This is a genomic window from Palleronia sp., from assembly GCF_042089775.1.
Taxonomy (GTDB): domain Bacteria; phylum Pseudomonadota; class Alphaproteobacteria; order Rhodobacterales; family Rhodobacteraceae; genus Palleronia.
Map to the genome: position 1 here is coordinate 1 of NZ_JBELKF010000015.1, position 16350 is coordinate 16350.

Genomic DNA, 16350 nt, shown 5'->3' on the forward strand with positions numbered 1-16350 from the left:
AGGCGAAGCGATGCTCGATGACAAGGACCGGATCTTCACGAACCTTTACGGCATGGGCGACCGGACCCTGGCCGGCGCCAAGTCGCGCGGGCAGTGGGATGGCACGGCCGACCTGATCGGGAAGGGACGCGACTGGATCATTCAGGAAATGAAGGATTCGGGCCTGCGCGGCCGTGGCGGCGCCGGCTTTCCCACGGGGATGAAGTGGTCCTTCATGCCCAAGGAAAGCGACGGGCGCCCCTCGTATCTTGTCGTGAACGCCGACGAATCCGAACCCGGCACCTGCAAGGACCGCGAGATCATGCGGCACGATCCGCATACGCTGATCGAAGGCTGTTTGATCGCCTCCTTCGCGATGAATGCGCACGCCTGCTACATCTACATCCGTGGCGAATATATCCGCGAGCGCGAGGCGCTGCAGCGCGCCATCGATGAAGCCTATGACGACGGGCTGCTGGGCAAGAACGCGGCCGGGTCGGGCTGGGATTTCGACCTGTACGTGGCGCACGGGGCCGGCGCCTATATCTGCGGCGAGGAAACTGCGCTGATCGAAAGCCTCGAGGGCAAGAAGGGGATGCCGCGCCTGAAGCCGCCGTTCCCCGCGGGCGCGGGCCTCTATGGCTGCCCGACCACGGTGAACAACGTCGAATCGATCGCGGTGGTGCCGACGATCCTGCGCCGCGGCGCCTCGTGGTTCTCGTCCTTCGGTCGCGAGAACAACGCGGGGACCAAGGTGTTCGCGATCTCGGGCCACGTGAACAATCCCTGCGTAGTCGAAGAGGCCATGTCGATCTCGTTCGAAGAACTGATCGATAAGCATTGCGGCGGCATCCGTGGCGGGTGGGGCAACCTCAAGGCCGTCATCCCCGGAGGATCGTCAGTCCCGTGCCTGCCGGGCAACGTGATGCGCGAAGGCATCATGGATTTCGACTGGCTCAAGGAGAACAAATCGGGCCTCGGCACCGCGGCGGTGATAGTGATGGATCAGTCCACCGACATCATCAAGGCGATCTGGCGTCTGTCGGCGTTTTACAAGCACGAGAGCTGCGGCCAGTGCACGCCCTGCCGCGAAGGCTCGGGCTGGATGATGCGCGTGATGGAGCGTCTGGTGCGGGGCGAGGCCGAGGTCGAAGAGATCGACATGCTGCTCGACGTCACCAAGCAGGTTGAAGGACACACGATCTGCGCGCTCGGCGATGCAGCAGCGTGGCCGATCCAGGGCCTGATCCGGCACTTCCGCGACGAGATCGAGGACCGTATCAAGCACAAGCGCGTGATCGCGGCCGAGTGATCGTTACTCCCCGGGCGCAGGTCCCCTTGCGGGGAGGCGCGCCCGGAATTGCCCTGAAGCGCATGCCAAGGTATGCCGGGCGAAACTCCGTGATCACCAAGGGGGGGCTCCGGCCTTTGTCGCGTCTGGTCTGTCTCTTGCTCTTCGCCGTGTCCCTTGCAGGATGTGGCCGAATTCCGATACCGTCTCTGCCGAGGCTCGATGCCACGCGCCCTGCGGAGCCTTTGCCTTACAAGGCGCGGCTGATCGCAGACCGTGGGGCCGCCGACTTTGCGGTGGCGGTCGAGGCACCGGGCGTGCCGCTCGAAGCCACGCGCGAAACCGTCCGCTTCCACGGCACGCGCCATTGCCTACGCCATTTCGGATCGTCGCGCATTGTTTGGGATGCCCCGGTGGGGGCTCCGGAGTCTTGGACGGCGACGCTCACCGAATCCGGCGTGCCGGTCTATTCGGGACGCTGCGTCGGGCGATAAAAGGCCTTCCGCGGCTCGGTGGCCGTGGGTTGCAAGCACGTGATCGCAGGTCATATTGTTGTCTGGACCGGCCGCGTGCGTGGGTCGTTCGGCAAGGGCGGAGATATTCGGCGATGAGACCTTTGATTGCAGCCATTTGTCTGTTCGCGGCAGGATCGCAGGCGGCGTCGGCACAGTCTCTGGCCGAGGACCCGACCGTTCGCCAAGGGTTCTATGCGATCGGCCTGGCCGACGAAATTCGGAAGAACTGCCCGTCGATCACGCCGCGCCTGGTGCGCGCCTATACGTTTCTGAAGTCGCTCGAGTCCTACGCGTTGCAGTCCGGCTACTCGGAGGAAGATGTCGAGGAACTGAAGGATAACGATGTTGCGCGCTCTCAGCTTGAGGAACAGATCAGGTCCGATCTGGCCGCGCGTGGAGCGACGCCCGGCAACGCAGCCGGCTACTGCCAGGTGGGGCGCGAGGAAATGGCTCGAGGTACCGCGGCCGGACGACTTCTCAGGGGAAACTGATGCGTTATCTTGCTTTCTTTCTGGCTCTTCTGAGCCCCGCCGCAGCCTCGGCCGGAGGGTTGGTCGCCGGCGCAGGCGCGGGAGCGGTCATTGTCGAGGCGCCGTGCTACCCGGAAAACCGGTTCGAGCTGTGCGAAGTCCCGATCGTGGACGGTCACTACCCGGGCTACCTGCCGCGCACCGTGCCGTCGGCGGTCACCTATGCCAAGGAGGGGGAGCATTTCGCCCTGCTCGTCACGCCGAACATCGTCCCTTACGAACTGGCCGTAGGGCAGGCTGCGGCCGCCGCGGCCGCCCTTTGCGGGCAGCAGACCGGTGAGGTGGTCGTGGCCCGGATCGACGAGCGTCACCGCTATGCACCGGGCAATCTGGAAAGCTGGAAGTTCGTTGGCACCTGCGAGTGACGTGCGCCCGCGACAAAACGCGAATACGCGGCAACTGACGGTTTTCGCCGCCTGGGATCCGTATTAAGTCACCGCTGCACGGGGCTGCTCTGCCTCGGGAAGACGATACCAGGAGATGCGGGCATGAGCGATCTGCGCAAGATCATCATCGACGGACGCGAGGTCGAGGTCGACCCCGCGATGACCCTTCTGCAGGCTTGCGAGCAGGTCGCGGATACCGAAATTCCCCGCTTTTGCTATCACGAGCGCCTGTCGATCGCAGGCAACTGTCGTATGTGCCTTGTCGAGGTCGTGGGCGGCCCGCCGAAGCCGGCCGCTTCCTGCGCGATGCAGGTGCGTGACCTGCGCGGCGGCCGCAATGGCGAACCGCCCGAGATCAAGACGAAGTCGCCGATGGTCAAGAAGGCGCGCGAAGGGGTGATGGAGTTCCTGCTCATCAACCACCCGCTCGACTGCCCGATCTGCGACCAGGGTGGGGAGTGTGATCTGCAGGATCAGGCGATGGCCTACGGCGTCGATTTCTCGCGTTACCGCGAGCCGAAGCGTGCCGTGACCAACATGGATCTTGGGCCGCTGGTCGGGACGCACATGACGCGGTGCATCTCGTGCACCCGCTGCGTGCGGTTCATCACCGAGGTCGCGGGCATGCCCGAGCTTGGGCAAACGGGCCGCGGCGAGGATTCCGAGATCACGTCCTACCTGGGCCAGACGCTCGAATCCGAGATGCAGGGCAACATCGTGGACCTGTGCCCGGTCGGGGCGCTGACGTCGAAGCCTTACGCCTTCACCGCCCGCCCGTGGGAACTGCACAAGACCGAGACGATCGACGTGATGGATGCGCTCGGCTCGAACATCCGGGTCGATACTCGTGGCCGCGAGGTCATGCGCATCCTGCCGCGCAACCATGACGGTGTGAACGAGGAATGGATCGCTGACCGGTCGCGTTACGTGTGGGACGGCCTGAAACGCCAGCGCCTCGATAAGCCGTACCTCCGCGAGAACGGGCGCCTTCGGCCAGCCACCTGGGGTGAGGCGCTGTCGAAAGCCGCAGCCGCCATGAAGGGCGCGAAGGTTGCCGGTCTCGTAGGCGATCTTGCCCCGGTCGAGGCGATCTATGCGCTGAAGGAACTTGTCGAGGGGCAGGGCGGCCACGTCGAAAGCCGACTGCACCACGAAGCGTTGATTCCCGGCAATCGCGGTGCCTATGCCGGCACGACGTCCATCGAGGCGATCGAGGACTCAAGGCGGGTTCTGATCATCGGTACCAATCCGCGGGTCGAGGCGCCGGTTCTGAACGCGCGTATCCGCAAGGCGTGGCTCCACGGGGCGGACGTTGCGGTGATCGGCGAGGGCGTCGATCTGACCTACGAATACGCTCACCTCGGCGAGGATGCGTCCGAGCTGTCCAAGCTCGACCTGCCCAAAGTCGAGGGCGAGACGATCGTCATCGTGGGGCAGGGGGCGCTGCGCCGGAAGGACGGTGCGGCCATCGTCAAGAAGGCTGCCGAACTTGGGGACGGCGTGCTCGTCCTGCACACGGCGGCCAGCCGTGTGGGTGCGATGGATGTCGGTGCCGTCACGGAAGGCGGCTTGGGTGCCGCCCTGGACGGGGCCGATGTGGTCTATGCACTCGGCGTGGACGAGATCGACATCCCCGCCGGCCCGACCGTCATCTATCAGGGTAGCCACGGCGACCGTGGCGCGCATCGTGCGGACATCATCCTGCCTGCCGCCTGCTACACCGAAGAGACGGCGATCTTCGTGAATACCGAAGGCCGCACGCAGTTGGCGATCCGGGCGAACTTCCCGCCGGGCGAGGCGAAAGAGAACTGGGCGATTCTTCGCGCCCTGTCGGCCGAACTCGGAGCCAAGCTGCCGTACGATTCGATCCGCGAGCTGCGCCAGAAACTGTGGGCCGATGTCCCGCACCTGAAGGCGATAGACGAGGTGCCGCTGAACGAGATCGGCGACATCGACTCCGGCGAGATCGAGTCGGGCGGGTTCGAGGCGACGATCAAGGATCACTACCTCGCCAACCCGATCCTGCGGGCGAGCGCCCTCATGGGGGAACTCAGCCACAACGCCCGGACCCGGAAGCAGGCGCCCCTCGCGGCCGAGTGAGGATGCGGTTGGCGTTGGCCTTGGGGCTGTGCGGCATTCTCGCGGCTTGCATCGCGAGAGCGCCGTTCGAGACCTTGCCGGAGCGACCCGTGCTACCGCCTGAAGGTGCAACCTACATGGGTAGCCAGACGAGGTTGCTCGACACCGATCTTGCGAATTTCCTCGTGGAAATGCGAGGCGCGCGGGACGAGCGCGACGCCGGGGCCTACGCCCGATGTGTCGCTGCACAATATGCGCTGATCCGGGGCTATGGATTCGCACGTCACATCAGGACGATCGTGTCCGAAGAGGGTGGCGTTTGGCGCGGAGATGCGGTTTACACCGTCTCGCCCGCGCTGCCGCCCGGCGCACGGACGCTGGACGCCGAAATCGAAGTGGCGAGGTGCCGCGAGGACGGCATCCCCACGATCTGACCAGAGGACCTGCCCATGGACGGCTTCTTCTCCACTCCGCTTGGGATCACGCTCATGGTCCTGGCTCAATGCACGATGGTCGTGGCCTTCGTCATGATTTCGCTGCTGTTTCTGGTCTATTCCGACCGGAAGGTCTGGGCGGCGGTCCAGATGCGGCGCGGCCCGAACGTGGTAGGTGTTTTCGGCCTGCTGCAGTCCGTCGCCGACGCATTGAAATACGTCCTGAAAGAGATCGTCATTCCGGCGGGCTCCGACCGGACGGTGTTTCTGCTGGCGCCGCTCGTCTCTTTCGTGCTGGCCATGGTCGCCTGGTCGGTCATCCCCTTCGCTGATGGCTGGGTGCTGGCCGATATCAACGTGGCGATCCTGTTCATCTTCGCCGTCTCCTCGCTTGAGGTCTACGGCGTGATCATGGGCGGCTGGGCCTCGAATTCGAAATACCCGTTCCTGGGATCGTTGCGCTCGGCCGCGCAGATGATCTCGTACGAGGTGTCGCTGGGCCTGATCATCGTCGGCATCATCATCTCGACTGGCTCGCTGAACCTCAGCGACATCGTGCGTGCGCAGGACGGTGATTTCGGCCTGTTCAACTGGTACTGGCTGCCGCACTTCCCGATGGTGTTCCTGTTCTTCATCTCGTGCCTTGCCGAGACGAACCGGCCGCCTTTCGACCTGCCCGAGGCCGAGTCGGAGCTCGTCGCGGGCTATCAGGTGGAATACTCCTCGACGCCGTTCCTCTTGTTCATGGCGGGCGAGTACATCGCCATGTGGCTCCTCAGTGCGGTGACTGCGATCCTCTTCTTCGGCGGTTGGCTGTCGCCCATCCCGGGACTACCCGACGGCGCGTTCTGGATGATCCTGAAGATGGCGTTCTTCTTCTTCCTCTTCGCGATGGTGAAGGCCGTGGTGCCGCGCTATCGCTACGACCAGCTGATGCGGCTGGGCTGGAAGGTCTTCCTTCCGTTCAGCCTGATCTGGGTCGTTCTCGTGTCTTTCCTTGCCCATTTCGAACTGCTTGGCGGGTTCTACGCTCGCTGGGCGGTAGGAGTCTGATCCATGGCTGAAACGTTCGACTATGCCCGTGCCGGTCGATACTGGCTGCTCTTCGACTTCTGGAAGGGGATGCGGCTGGGGCTGAAGTACTTCTTCGCGCCGAAGGCGACGCTGAACTACCCGCACGAGAAGGGCCGCCTGTCGCCCCGCTTCCGTGGCGAGCACGCCCTGCGCCGCTATGCCAACGGCGAAGAGCGCTGCATCGCGTGCAAGCTGTGCGAGGCAATTTGCCCCGCGCAGGCCATCACGATCGAAGCCGAACCACGCTCGGATGGCTCGCGCCGGACCACGCGCTACGACATCGACATGACGAAGTGCATCTATTGCGGCTTCTGCCAAGAGGCGTGCCCGGTCGATGCCATCGTCGAGGGACCGAATTTCGAGTTCTCGGTCGAGACGCGCGAAGAACTCTACTACGACAAGGCCCGGCTGCTCGAGAATGGCGAACGGTGGGAATCCGAGATCGCCCGCAATCTCGAGATCGACGCGCCGTATCGTTGAGCCCGGACATCTAGGGGACTGACTGCATGACACCTCCCGATTTCGCCTTCTACCTCTTCGCGATCCTCGTGGTTGCCGCTGGTCTTTTCACCGTGGTGGCGCGCAACCCCGTGCACTCGGTCCTGTGGCTGATCCTGGCCTTCCTGTCTTCGGCGGGCCTGTTCGTCCTGATGGGCGCCGAGTTCGTCGCGATGCTACTGGTGATCGTTTACGTCGGAGCGGTCGCCGTGTTGTTCCTGTTCGTGGTCATGATGCTCGACGTTGATTTCGCCGCGCTCAAGGCCGAGATGGCGAAATACATGCCTATCGCCCTTCTGATCGGCGTCGTGATCTTGATGCAGCTCGGTATCGTCTTCGGCGTCTGGCAGGCCTCCGACTTGGCCGCTGCGAACGTGGCCGCATCCCGTGCAGCCTTTGGCGGCGCGTCGAACACGCAGGTGCTGGGGCAGCTGATCTATGACGACTACCTGCTGCTCTTCCAGCTCGCCGGTTTGATCCTGCTGGTCGCAATGATCGGTGCGATCGTTCTGACGCTTCGGCACAGGACCGGGGTCAAGCGCCAGGACATCGTGCAGCAGATCATGCGCGACCCGAAGAAGACGATGGAGATGCGCGACGTGAAGTCGGGGCAGGGCTTGGGATGAGCGTCGATTACCGGGACGCTGTGACGTGGCCGAGAGCCGCCTTGCCGAGCGCTATAGAGAAGGGCCGAAAGGCCCACATGAAAGCGTTTCCCGTCGGGTTTTAGGCGACGGTAATCGACGCCTGAATCGACCGCCGCGAGGCATGGACGCCGGGACAGCAAAGGTCTAGGACCGGCCCAAACCGAGCCGAGGGACAGAATGATCGGACTTGAACATTATTTGACCGTCGCCGCCGCGCTTTTTGTGATCGGCATTTTCGGTCTCTTCCTGAACCGCAAGAACATCATCATCATCCTGATGTCGATCGAGCTGATGCTCCTCGCGGTGAACATCAATCTGGTCGCGTTCTCGACTCACATGGGCGATCTGGTGGGCCAGATCTTCACGCTGTTCGTCCTGACGGTCGCGGCGGCCGAGGCGGCCATCGGTCTTGCCATCCTCGTCTGCTTCTTCCGCAACCGCGGCACGATCGCGGTCGAAGACGTCAACATGATGAAGGGCTGAGGGCATGGCGACGATCATCCTTTTCGCGCCGCTGATCGGCGCGCTGATCTGCGGCTTCGGCCATCGGTTCATCGGCGAAAAGCCGGCGCAGTGGACCGCCACATGCCTCGTCCTCTTGGCGGCGGTGCTGAGCTGGATCGTCTTCTTCGGCCATGACGGCGAGCTGCACCGCGTCCAGATCCTGCGCTGGATCGAGTCGGGCAGCCTGTCGACGGACTGGGCCATTCGCCTCGACCGTCTCACGGCGATCATGTTGATCGTCATCACCACCGTATCGGCGCTCGTCCATGTCTACTCGTTCGGTTACATGGCCCACGACGAGAACTTCCGCGACAACGAAAGCTACCGCCCCCGCTTCTTCGCCTACCTGTCGTTCTTCACATTCGCGATGCTGATGCTGGTGACGGCCGACAACCTGGTGCAGATGTTCTTCGGCTGGGAGGGGGTCGGCCTCGCATCGTACCTTCTGATCGGCTTCTACTTCCGCAAACCTTCGGCCAACGCCGCGGCGATGAAGGCCTTCGTGGTGAACCGTGTCGGCGACTTCGGCTTCGCACTTGGAATGTTCGCGCTGTTCTTCCTGGTCGACTCCATCCAGTTCAACGACATCTTCGCCGCCGCCCCCGAGATCGCCGCGACCGAGATGCACTTCCTCTGGACGACCTGGAACGCGGCCGAGATCGTCGCGGTTCTTCTCTTCATCGGCGCCATGGGCAAGTCCGCGCAGCTGTTCCTGCACACCTGGCTGCCCGACGCGATGGAGGGTCCGACCCCGGTGTCGGCGCTGATCCACGCAGCGACCATGGTCACGGCGGGCGTGTTCCTCGTATGCCGCATGTCTCCCCTGATGGAGTTCGCGCCGCACGCGACCGCCTTCATCACGGTGATCGGCGCGACGACCGCCTTCTTCGCGGCCACGATCGGCCTCGTGCAGACAGACATCAAGCGCGTGATCGCCTATTCGACCTGTTCCCAGCTCGGTTACATGTTCGTGGCCGCGGGCGTGGGTGTCTACTCGGCTGCGATGTTCCACCTGTTCACGCACGCCTTCTTCAAGGCGATGCTGTTCCTTGGCGCCGGGTCCGTGATCCATGGAATGCACCACGAGCAGGACATGCGGAACTATGGTGGCCTGAAGGACAAGATGCCCAAGACCTTCTGGGCCATGATGATCGGCACGCTGGCAATCACGGGCGTGGGCATTCCGCTGACCAATATCGGCTTTGCCGGCTTCCTGTCGAAGGACGCCGTGATCGAAAGCGCCTGGGGCGCGCAGTCGGGCGTCGGTACCTACGCCTTCTGGCTCCTGGTGATCGCCGCGGCCTTCACCAGCTTCTATTCGTGGCGGCTGATGTTCCTGACGTTCTACGGTGAGCCGCGCGGTGACAGGCACACGCATGAGCACGCGCATGAAAGCCCTTCGATCATGACCATTCCGCTCGGGGTGCTGGCGCTTGGCGCGATCTTCTCGGGCATGGTCTGGTACGGTCCGTTCTTCGGCGACCAGGCGCAGGTGAATCGCTTCTTCGGCATTCCGGCCCCTGCCGAGGCTGTGGCCGCCGAAGATCACGGCGCAACCGCACCCGAGGGAGAGGGCGAAGGGCTGGTCCCCGCGACCGAGGAACTGGTGGAAGGCGACGTCGCCGATGCGGCGGCGGCCCTGCTCGAGCCGACCGAGGACACGGGCGGCGGCGAGGGCACTCATGGCGATGTCATGGCCGGCGGTTGGGAAGCGGGCGCAATATACATTGCCCCCGACAACCAGGTGATGGATGAGGCGCATCACGCGCCGCTCCTGGTCAAGATCAGCCCGTTCCTGGCGATGCTCGGCGGGTTCCTCTTGGCGTTCCAGATGTATATTCGTCGCCCGGACCTGCCCGGCAAGTTCGTTGACGCGCAGCGCCCGATCTATGACTTCCTGCTGAACAAGTGGTATTTCGACGAGATCTACGGCTTCCTCTTCGTCCGCCCGGTCGGCTGGCTCGGCCGAACGCTATGGAAGCGCGGCGACGGGAACGTCATCGACGGCGGGATCAACGGCCTGGCGATGGGGGTGATCCCGTTCTTCAGCCGTCTCGCGGGACGCGCGCAGTCCGGCTACATCTTTCACTACGCTTTCGCGATGGTCCTCGCGGTCGCGATCCTGCTCACCTGGATGACTCTCGGAGGGGTCGAGTAACATGGACAGCTTGATCTCGATCGTCACCTTCCTGCCCTTGGTGGCGGCGATCATCCTCGCTCTCTTCCTGCGCGGCGATGACGAGGCTGCACGGCGGAACGCCAAGTACCTGGCGCTGATCGCCACCACGGCCTCATTCCTCGGATCGCTGCTCATCCTCGGCCAGTTCGAGCCCGGTGGCGGATTTCAGCTGGTCGAGCAGCGCCAGTGGATCGCCGGCCTGACCTACAAGGTCGGCGTGGACGGTATCAGCGTCCTCTTCGTGATCCTGACGACTTTCCTGATGCCGCTGGTGATCCTGTCCGCGTGGGACGTGAACGAGCGGGTGAAGGAATACATGATCGCGTTCCTCGTGCTCGAGACGATGATGCTCGGTGTCTTCGTCGCGCTCGACCTGATCCTGTTCTACCTCTTCTTCGAGGCCGGCCTGATCCCGATGTTCCTGATCATCGGGATCTGGGGCGGAGCGAACCGGATCTATGCGGCGTTCAAGTTCTTCCTCTATACCTTCCTCGGGTCCGTCCTGATGCTGGTGGCAATGCTCGCCATGTATGTCGACGCGGGCACGACGGATATTCCCTCCCTTCTGACCCACCAGTTCAGCTATGAGACGTTCTCGGTCTTTGGCTTGACGGTCGTTGGCGGGTTGCAGACCCTCTTGTGGCTCGCATTCTTCGCCTCTTTCGCGGTAAAGATGCCGATGTGGCCCGTCCACACTTGGCTTCCCGACGCCCACGTGCAGGCGCCGACAGCCGGTTCGGTCGTCCTGGCGGCAATTCTGCTGAAGCTGGGCGGCTACGGCTTCCTGCGCTTCTCGCTGCCGATGTTCCCCGTCGCTTCCGAGTATCTCGCGCCTCTCGTGCTGTGGCTGTCGGCGATCGCGATCGTCTACACGTCGCTCGTCGCGCTGGTGCAGCAGGACATGAAGAAGCTGATCGCGTATTCGTCAGTCGCGCACATGGGATTCGTGACCGCGGGCATCTTTTCCGCGAACCAGCAGGGGCTGGACGGGGCGATCTTCCAGATGATCAGCCACGGCTTCATCTCGGGCGGGCTCTTCCTTTGCGTGGGCGTGGTGTATGATCGGATGCACACTCGGGACATTGATGCCTATGGCGGGCTCGTGAACCGGATGCCAGCCTACGCGCTGATCTTCCTTCTCTTCACCATGGCCAACATCGGCCTCCCGGGGACGAGCGGGTTCGTCGGCGAATTCCTGACGCTGATGGGGATGTTCCAAGCGAACACATGGGTCGCCTTCGTGGCCACTTCCGGTGTGATCTTCTCTGCGGCTTACGGGCTTTGGCTCTACCGCCGGGTGATGCTCGGCGATCTGATCAAGGAAAGCCTGAAGACTATCCGCGACCTGACGCCCCGCGAGAAGTGGATCTTCGCTCCCCTTGCCGCGATGACGATCATCCTCGGGGTCTATCCGCCCCTCGTGACCGATATCGTCGGGCCCTCGGTTGCGGGGCTTCTCGACACCTACGAGACGGCCGTGGACGAGGCTGGTCTGATGACCTCGACCGCAGTCGCAGACTCTGCACATTGAGGACGCCGCGATGAGTTCCGTCGATTTCTCCACCATCCTGCCTGAACTCGCCCTGGCGCTGTATGCGATGGGGGCGCTGCTGGGTGTCGTCTATACTGGCAAGGATCGGTTCGCTCCGATGCTGGTCTGGGTGACCGCGGCCGTGTTTTTGTTCTTCGCGTTCTGGATCGGCGTATCTGGCCCGATTGATCGTATCGCGTTCCGGGGGCTCTTCATCGATGACGCCTTTGCCAGGTTCGCGAAGGTGACGATCCTGCTGTCCGCGGCCGCCGTCCTTGTCATGAGCCAGGGCTACATGGAGCGGCGCGGCATCCTTCGGTTCGAGTATCCGCTGCTGGTGACCTTGAGTGTCGTCGGCATGATGGTCATGGTCTCGGCCGGTGATCTCATGACCCTTTACATGGGGCTCGAGCTTCAGTCGCTGGCAGTCTACGTCATCGCCTCCCTGCGGCGTGACAGCGCCCGGTCCACCGAGGCGGGCCTGAAGTACTTCGTTCTGGGCTCCCTCAGCTCGGGGCTTTTGCTCTACGGCGCCTCGCTGACCTATGGCTTTGCGGGCACGACGCTGTTCGCCGGCATCATTCTCAGCGCCGAGGGGCAGGCGTCGCTGGGGCTGCTGTTCGGCCTTGTGTTCATTACGGCCGGTCTTGCCTTCAAGGTGTCGGCGGCGCCGTTCCACATGTGGACACCCGACGTTTACGAGGGCGCGCCGACCCCGGTGACGGCCTTCCTTGCCACGGCGCCGAAGGTCGCGGCGATGGGACTGTTCGCCCGCGTGGTCTTCGACGCGTTCGGCGGCATCGTAGGCGACTGGCAGCAGATCATCGCAGCGCTTTCGGTCGTGTCGATGTTCCTGGGCGCCGTCGCCGCGATCGGGCAAACCGACATCAAGCGTCTGATGGCATATTCATCGATCAACCACATGGGCTTTGCGCTGATGGGGCTGGCCGCGGGCACGGCCTTTGGTGTGCAGGCCATGCTGATCTACATGGCCATCTACGTGACGATGAACATCGGCACCTTCGCCTTCATCCTGTCGATGGAGCGGGACGGAAAACCGGTTACATCGCTGAGGTCGCTCAACATGTTGTCGCGGAAGGACCCGGCGCGCGCCTATGCGCTTGCGGCCCTGATGTGGGCAATGGGCGGTTTGCCGCCGCTGATGGGATTCTGGGGCAAGTTCTACGTGTTTAGCGCTGCCGTCGAAAGCGGGCTGGGCTGGCTGGCATTGCTGGGCGGAATCGCCTCGGCGATCGCGCTCTACTACTATCTGAGGATCGTCTACCTGATGTTCTTCGGAGAAGAGACCGAGGGACTCGATCAGTCCCGCTCGCCGCTGCTCACCGGCGTTGCGGTGGCGTCGGCGCTGGTGATGGTGGTGGGTATCGCGACCCTCTTCGGCGTGGAAGGCGCGGCCGTCGTGGCAGCGAGCGCGCTTGTCCACTGAGCCGAACTGGCCCGAGGGATACGACCGTATTATCCTTGACACGTGCGACAGCACCAACGCCGAGGCAGCACGCCTCGCGCCGGAACTGAGCCGTCCGACCTGGATCCTGGCGCGCCGTCAGACGGAAGCGCGAGGGCGCCAGGGACGGGCGTGGGCAAGCCCGCAGGGCAACTTCGCTGCGACGCTGGTGATCCGTCCAACGGGAACGGCAGGCTGGGCGGCGCTGCGATCATTCATGGCCGCCAACGCAGTGTTCGAGGCGCTTTCCCTTCACGTTCGCCGGACGCGGCTTGCTCTGAAATGGCCGAACGACGTCCTTCTGGACAACGGGAAGGTTGCCGGCCTTCTGCTGGAAAGTGCAACACGCGGCGGGCAGATCGAGTGGCTGTCCATCGGGATCGGCGTCAACCTTTCTCACACGCCGGGTGGCGTCCGCGATGCCGCTTTCCCCCCGACAGCGGTGGGTGAGAACGTGGATGTCGAACTCTTCCTGACAGAGCTCGCCGGGTTCTATGCGACGCAGGAAGACATGTTGACGCAGCTCGGATTTGAGCCGATCCGGGAGGCATGGCTGCGCCATGCGGCGCGACTGGGAGAGATTGTCACCGCTCGCTTGCCGCAGGAAGAGATCACCGGCCGGTTCGAAAGCGTGGACGAGGGCGGGCGGCTGATCTTGTCCACTGCGGACGGAGAGCGCCGCATCTCAGCCGCGGACGTCTTCTTCTGAAGAGAGGCTCTGCCCATGCTTTTGGCAATTGACGTCGGCAACACCAATACTGTCTTTGCAATCTGGGATGGCACCGCCTTTCTCGAAACGTGGCGCACGGCCACAGAGGTGCAGCGAACGGCTGACCAGTACTACGTCTGGCTGTCTACGCTCATGAAGCTCCGCGGGCTCGAGGAGGTGATGATCGACGAGGTGATCGTCTCATCAACCGTGCCGCGCGTCGTCTTCAACCTGCGGGTGCTCTGCAACCGCTATTTCGACTGCCGCCCCGTTGTGGTCGGGCGACCGGATTGCGCGCTGCCGGTTGCGCCGAGGGTCGATCCCGGCACGCAAGTCGGGCCTGACCGGCTGGTCAACACGGTAGCAGGCTACGATCTGCATGGCGGAGACCTAATCGTCGTCGACTACGGGACTGCCACAACCTTCGACGTGGTTGGCTCGGACGGCGCCTACGAGGGCGGCGTGATCGCGCCCGGGGTGAACCTGTCGCTCCAGGCACTGCACGATGCCGCCGCGGCGCTTCCTCTTGTCGACGTTACCATGCCGCCCCAAGTTGTGGGCAAGAACACCGTCGACTGCATGCAGTCCGGCGTTTTCTGGGGATATGTCGGCCTCGTGAGTGGGATTGTGCAGCGCATCAAGGAAGAGCGCGCGCGCCCCATGAAGGTCATCGGAACGGGCGGGCTGGCGCCTCTTTTCCAGCAGGGGGACACGTTGTTCGACGTGTTCGAGGACAATCTGACGATGCACGGACTGACCGTGATTCATCGGTACAACAAGGATTTGCAAGAATAATGGCTGCAAAAGAACGACTTATCTACCTGCCCCTCGGCGGGGCGGGCGAGATTGGCATGAATTGCTACGTCTATGGCTACGGAAAGCCGGGCCAGGAACGGCTGATCGTCGTGGATCTGGGCGTGACGTTTCCGGACATGGACACGACACCGGGCGTGAACCTGATCTTTCCGGATGTGACTTGGCTGGCCGAGCGCAAGGACCGGATCGACGGCATCTTCATTACGCACGCGCACGAGGACCACGTCGGGGCGGTGGGGCAACTTTGGGATAAGCTCGATGCGCCGGTCTATGCGCGCAGCTTCACCTCGATCCATGCGCGGCGGAAGATGGAGGAGGGCGGGCACAACCCTGACAAGGTGCAGACCATGAAGGCGTGGCCGGACACCATCGCGCTTGGCCCATTTCAGGTCGGCTTCCTTCCGATCTCTCACTCGATTCCCGAAAGCTCGGCGCTCGTGATCGACACGCCCGAGGGGCGGGTGATCCATACGGGCGACTTCAAGATCGACTATCAGCCCGGCGTGGGTGAACCTTTCGACCGGGACCTTTGGGCGTCGATTGCGCAGGATGGGGTGAAGGCGTTGGTCTGTGACTCGACCAACGTGTTCAACCACCACGACGGCCGGTCCGAGGCGACCGTTGGCCCCGAGATTGCGCGTTTCGTCGCCGAGCAGACTGGCATGGTCGTGGCGACGACCTTTGCGTCCAACGTTGCTCGCGTGCGGACGCTGGCTAACGCGGGTGTCACGGCGGGAAGGTCGGTCTGCCTCTTGGGTCGTGCCATGCGCCGTATGATCGAGGCGGCGACCGAGGCCGGTGTGCTTAAGGATTTCCCCAGCGTCGTCAGCCCCGAAGACGCGGTGCAGCTGCCGCGCGAAAACCTGATGCTGATCGTGACCGGCAGCCAAGGCGAGCGGCGTGCGGCGTCGGCCCAGCTTGCACGCGGAAAGTACCTCGGCCTGTCGATGAAGGAGGGGGACACGTTCTTGTTCTCGTCCAAGACCATCCCCGGCAACGAGCGGGGGGTGATCGACATCATGAACGCTTTTTCCGAGAAGGGCGTTGACGTTCAGGACGACGACGGCGGGCGCTACCACGTCTCGGGCCATGCAAACCGCCCCGACCTCGTCGCGATGCACGAGTTGACGAAGCCGCAGATCGTGATCCCCATGCATGGTGAGCACCGGCACCTGCGGGAGCACGTAAAACTTGCGGAGGCGGCCGGTCGGCAGGGCGTCCTGGCGCCGAACGGCACGTGCGTGTCGCTGTCGGGTAATCAGCCTGAGATCGTCGAATATGTCGAAACCGGCCGGGTCTATCTTGATGGCTCGGTGCAGGTCGGGGCGCTCGATGGCGTGGTGCGGGATCGCATACGTATGGCGCTGAACGGCCACGTGGTCGTCTCGCTGATCCTGGATGAGGATGACAGTCCTCTGGGCGAACCTTGGGTCGATCTGAAGGGCTTGCCCGAAGTCGGAACGTCGGGTGCGCCTCTGTCCGACGTGATGGAGGCCGATTTGGATCAGGCGCTACAGCGCGCGGATGACAGGGTGATCCTGGACGACGACAAGCTGGACGAGCTCATGCGGCGGGTCGCTCGCCAGTCTGCGAACGCCGAGATCGGACGCAAACCCGAAGTGACGGTTGTGATCAGCCGCTTGAGCTGAGCTTTGCGATCTCGGCATCGGACAGGCGGCCCTTCTCGAAGCTGAGTCCGATGCCCCGGTCCGA

Annotated in this window: 15 protein-coding genes; all 15 read left to right on the forward strand. The window is 63.5% G+C overall.

Going from position 1 to position 16350, the window contains the following annotated elements:
- The first annotated feature begins 10 nt into the window (after window positions 1–10).
- Complete coding sequence (nuoF, locus tag ACFDS3_RS05995) at window positions 11–1291, forward strand: NADH-quinone oxidoreductase subunit NuoF (protein WP_375261483.1); 1281 nt, start codon at window positions 11–13, stop codon at window positions 1289–1291.
- Window positions 1292–1877: 586 nt separating this feature from the next.
- A complete protein-coding gene (locus tag ACFDS3_RS06000) occupies window positions 1878–2276 on the forward strand; it encodes a DUF5333 domain-containing protein (protein ID WP_375261435.1) in 399 nt (132 codons plus the stop codon).
- Entirely contained in the window at window positions 2276–2680 is a 405-nt protein-coding gene (locus ACFDS3_RS06005) for a hypothetical protein (protein ID WP_375261436.1), read from the forward strand. The genes ACFDS3_RS06000 and ACFDS3_RS06005 overlap by 1 nt, the downstream gene beginning before the upstream one ends.
- Before the next feature lie 123 nt (window positions 2681–2803).
- Window positions 2804–4801, forward strand: a complete 1998-nt coding sequence (gene nuoG / locus ACFDS3_RS06010) for an NADH-quinone oxidoreductase subunit NuoG (protein WP_375261437.1) — start codon at window positions 2804–2806, stop codon at window positions 4799–4801.
- A 2-nt stretch (window positions 4802–4803) separates the two neighbouring features.
- Window positions 4804–5214 (forward strand): hypothetical protein, encoded by a 411-nt coding sequence (locus tag ACFDS3_RS06015; protein WP_375261438.1) that lies wholly within the window; start codon window positions 4804–4806, stop codon window positions 5212–5214.
- A 15-nt stretch (window positions 5215–5229) separates the two neighbouring features.
- Window positions 5230–6267: an NADH-quinone oxidoreductase subunit NuoH gene (nuoH, locus tag ACFDS3_RS06020; RefSeq protein ID WP_375261439.1), complete on the forward strand. Its 1038-nt coding sequence runs from the start codon at window positions 5230–5232 to the stop codon at window positions 6265–6267.
- Between the two features lie 3 nt (window positions 6268–6270).
- Window positions 6271–6768 carry an NADH-quinone oxidoreductase subunit NuoI gene (gene nuoI / locus ACFDS3_RS06025; protein WP_375261440.1) on the forward strand — a complete coding sequence of 166 codons (498 nt, stop codon included), beginning with the start codon at window positions 6271–6273 and terminating at the stop codon, window positions 6766–6768.
- Between the two features lie 26 nt (window positions 6769–6794).
- Window positions 6795–7412, forward strand: a complete 618-nt coding sequence (locus tag ACFDS3_RS06030; protein ID WP_375261441.1) for an NADH-quinone oxidoreductase subunit J — start codon at window positions 6795–6797, stop codon at window positions 7410–7412.
- A gap of 198 nt (window positions 7413–7610) precedes the next feature.
- The gene (gene nuoK, locus ACFDS3_RS06035; protein ID WP_375261442.1) at window positions 7611–7916 is read left to right on the forward strand and encodes an NADH-quinone oxidoreductase subunit NuoK; all 306 of its coding nucleotides are present in this window, start codon (window positions 7611–7613) and stop codon (window positions 7914–7916) included.
- A gap of 4 nt (window positions 7917–7920) precedes the next feature.
- The gene (gene nuoL / locus ACFDS3_RS06040; protein ID WP_375261443.1) at window positions 7921–10095 is read left to right on the forward strand and encodes an NADH-quinone oxidoreductase subunit L; all 2175 of its coding nucleotides are present in this window, start codon (window positions 7921–7923) and stop codon (window positions 10093–10095) included.
- 1 nt (window position 10096) lies between these two features.
- The gene (locus ACFDS3_RS06045) at window positions 10097–11647 is read left to right on the forward strand and encodes an NADH-quinone oxidoreductase subunit M (protein ID WP_375261444.1); all 1551 of its coding nucleotides are present in this window, start codon (window positions 10097–10099) and stop codon (window positions 11645–11647) included.
- 10 nt (window positions 11648–11657) lie between these two features.
- On the forward strand, window positions 11658–13094 hold the full coding sequence (gene nuoN, locus ACFDS3_RS06050) for an NADH-quinone oxidoreductase subunit NuoN (RefSeq protein ID WP_375261445.1): 1437 nt from the start codon (window positions 11658–11660) through the stop codon (window positions 13092–13094).
- The gene (locus ACFDS3_RS06055) at window positions 13084–13821 is read left to right on the forward strand and encodes a biotin--[acetyl-CoA-carboxylase] ligase (protein WP_375261446.1); all 738 of its coding nucleotides are present in this window, start codon (window positions 13084–13086) and stop codon (window positions 13819–13821) included. The genes nuoN and ACFDS3_RS06055 overlap by 11 nt, the downstream gene beginning before the upstream one ends.
- 15 nt (window positions 13822–13836) lie before the next feature.
- Entirely contained in the window at window positions 13837–14616 is a 780-nt protein-coding gene (locus ACFDS3_RS06060) for a type III pantothenate kinase (protein WP_375261447.1), read from the forward strand.
- Window positions 14616–16286 carry a ribonuclease J gene (locus tag ACFDS3_RS06065; protein ID WP_375261448.1) on the forward strand — a complete coding sequence of 557 codons (1671 nt, stop codon included), beginning with the start codon at window positions 14616–14618 and terminating at the stop codon, window positions 16284–16286. The genes ACFDS3_RS06060 and ACFDS3_RS06065 overlap by 1 nt, the downstream gene beginning before the upstream one ends.
- Window positions 16287–16350: the final 64 nt, after the last annotated feature.

What these genes read in the sequence shown, in the direction of transcription:
- nuoF (WP_375261483.1), top strand. Translation starts at nt 11, where the DNA reads ATGCTCGATGACAAGGACCGGATCTTCACGAACCTTTACGGCATGGGC.
- ACFDS3_RS06000 (WP_375261435.1), top strand. Translation starts at nt 1,878, where the DNA reads ATGAGACCTTTGATTGCAGCCATTTGTCTGTTCGCGGCAGGATCGCAG.
- ACFDS3_RS06005 (WP_375261436.1), top strand. Translation starts at nt 2,276, where the DNA reads ATGCGTTATCTTGCTTTCTTTCTGGCTCTTCTGAGCCCCGCCGCAGCC.
- nuoG (WP_375261437.1), top strand. Translation starts at nt 2,804, where the DNA reads ATGAGCGATCTGCGCAAGATCATCATCGACGGACGCGAGGTCGAGGTC.
- ACFDS3_RS06015 (WP_375261438.1), top strand. Translation starts at nt 4,804, where the DNA reads ATGCGGTTGGCGTTGGCCTTGGGGCTGTGCGGCATTCTCGCGGCTTGC.
- nuoH (WP_375261439.1), top strand. Translation starts at nt 5,230, where the DNA reads ATGGACGGCTTCTTCTCCACTCCGCTTGGGATCACGCTCATGGTCCTG.
- nuoI (WP_375261440.1), top strand. Translation starts at nt 6,271, where the DNA reads ATGGCTGAAACGTTCGACTATGCCCGTGCCGGTCGATACTGGCTGCTC.
- ACFDS3_RS06030 (WP_375261441.1), top strand. Translation starts at nt 6,795, where the DNA reads ATGACACCTCCCGATTTCGCCTTCTACCTCTTCGCGATCCTCGTGGTT.
- nuoK (WP_375261442.1), top strand. Translation starts at nt 7,611, where the DNA reads ATGATCGGACTTGAACATTATTTGACCGTCGCCGCCGCGCTTTTTGTG.
- nuoL (WP_375261443.1), top strand. Translation starts at nt 7,921, where the DNA reads ATGGCGACGATCATCCTTTTCGCGCCGCTGATCGGCGCGCTGATCTGC.
- ACFDS3_RS06045 (WP_375261444.1), top strand. Translation starts at nt 10,097, where the DNA reads ATGGACAGCTTGATCTCGATCGTCACCTTCCTGCCCTTGGTGGCGGCG.
- nuoN (WP_375261445.1), top strand. Translation starts at nt 11,658, where the DNA reads ATGAGTTCCGTCGATTTCTCCACCATCCTGCCTGAACTCGCCCTGGCG.
- ACFDS3_RS06060 (WP_375261447.1), top strand. Translation starts at nt 13,837, where the DNA reads ATGCTTTTGGCAATTGACGTCGGCAACACCAATACTGTCTTTGCAATC.
- ACFDS3_RS06065 (WP_375261448.1), top strand. Translation starts at nt 14,616, where the DNA reads ATGGCTGCAAAAGAACGACTTATCTACCTGCCCCTCGGCGGGGCGGGC.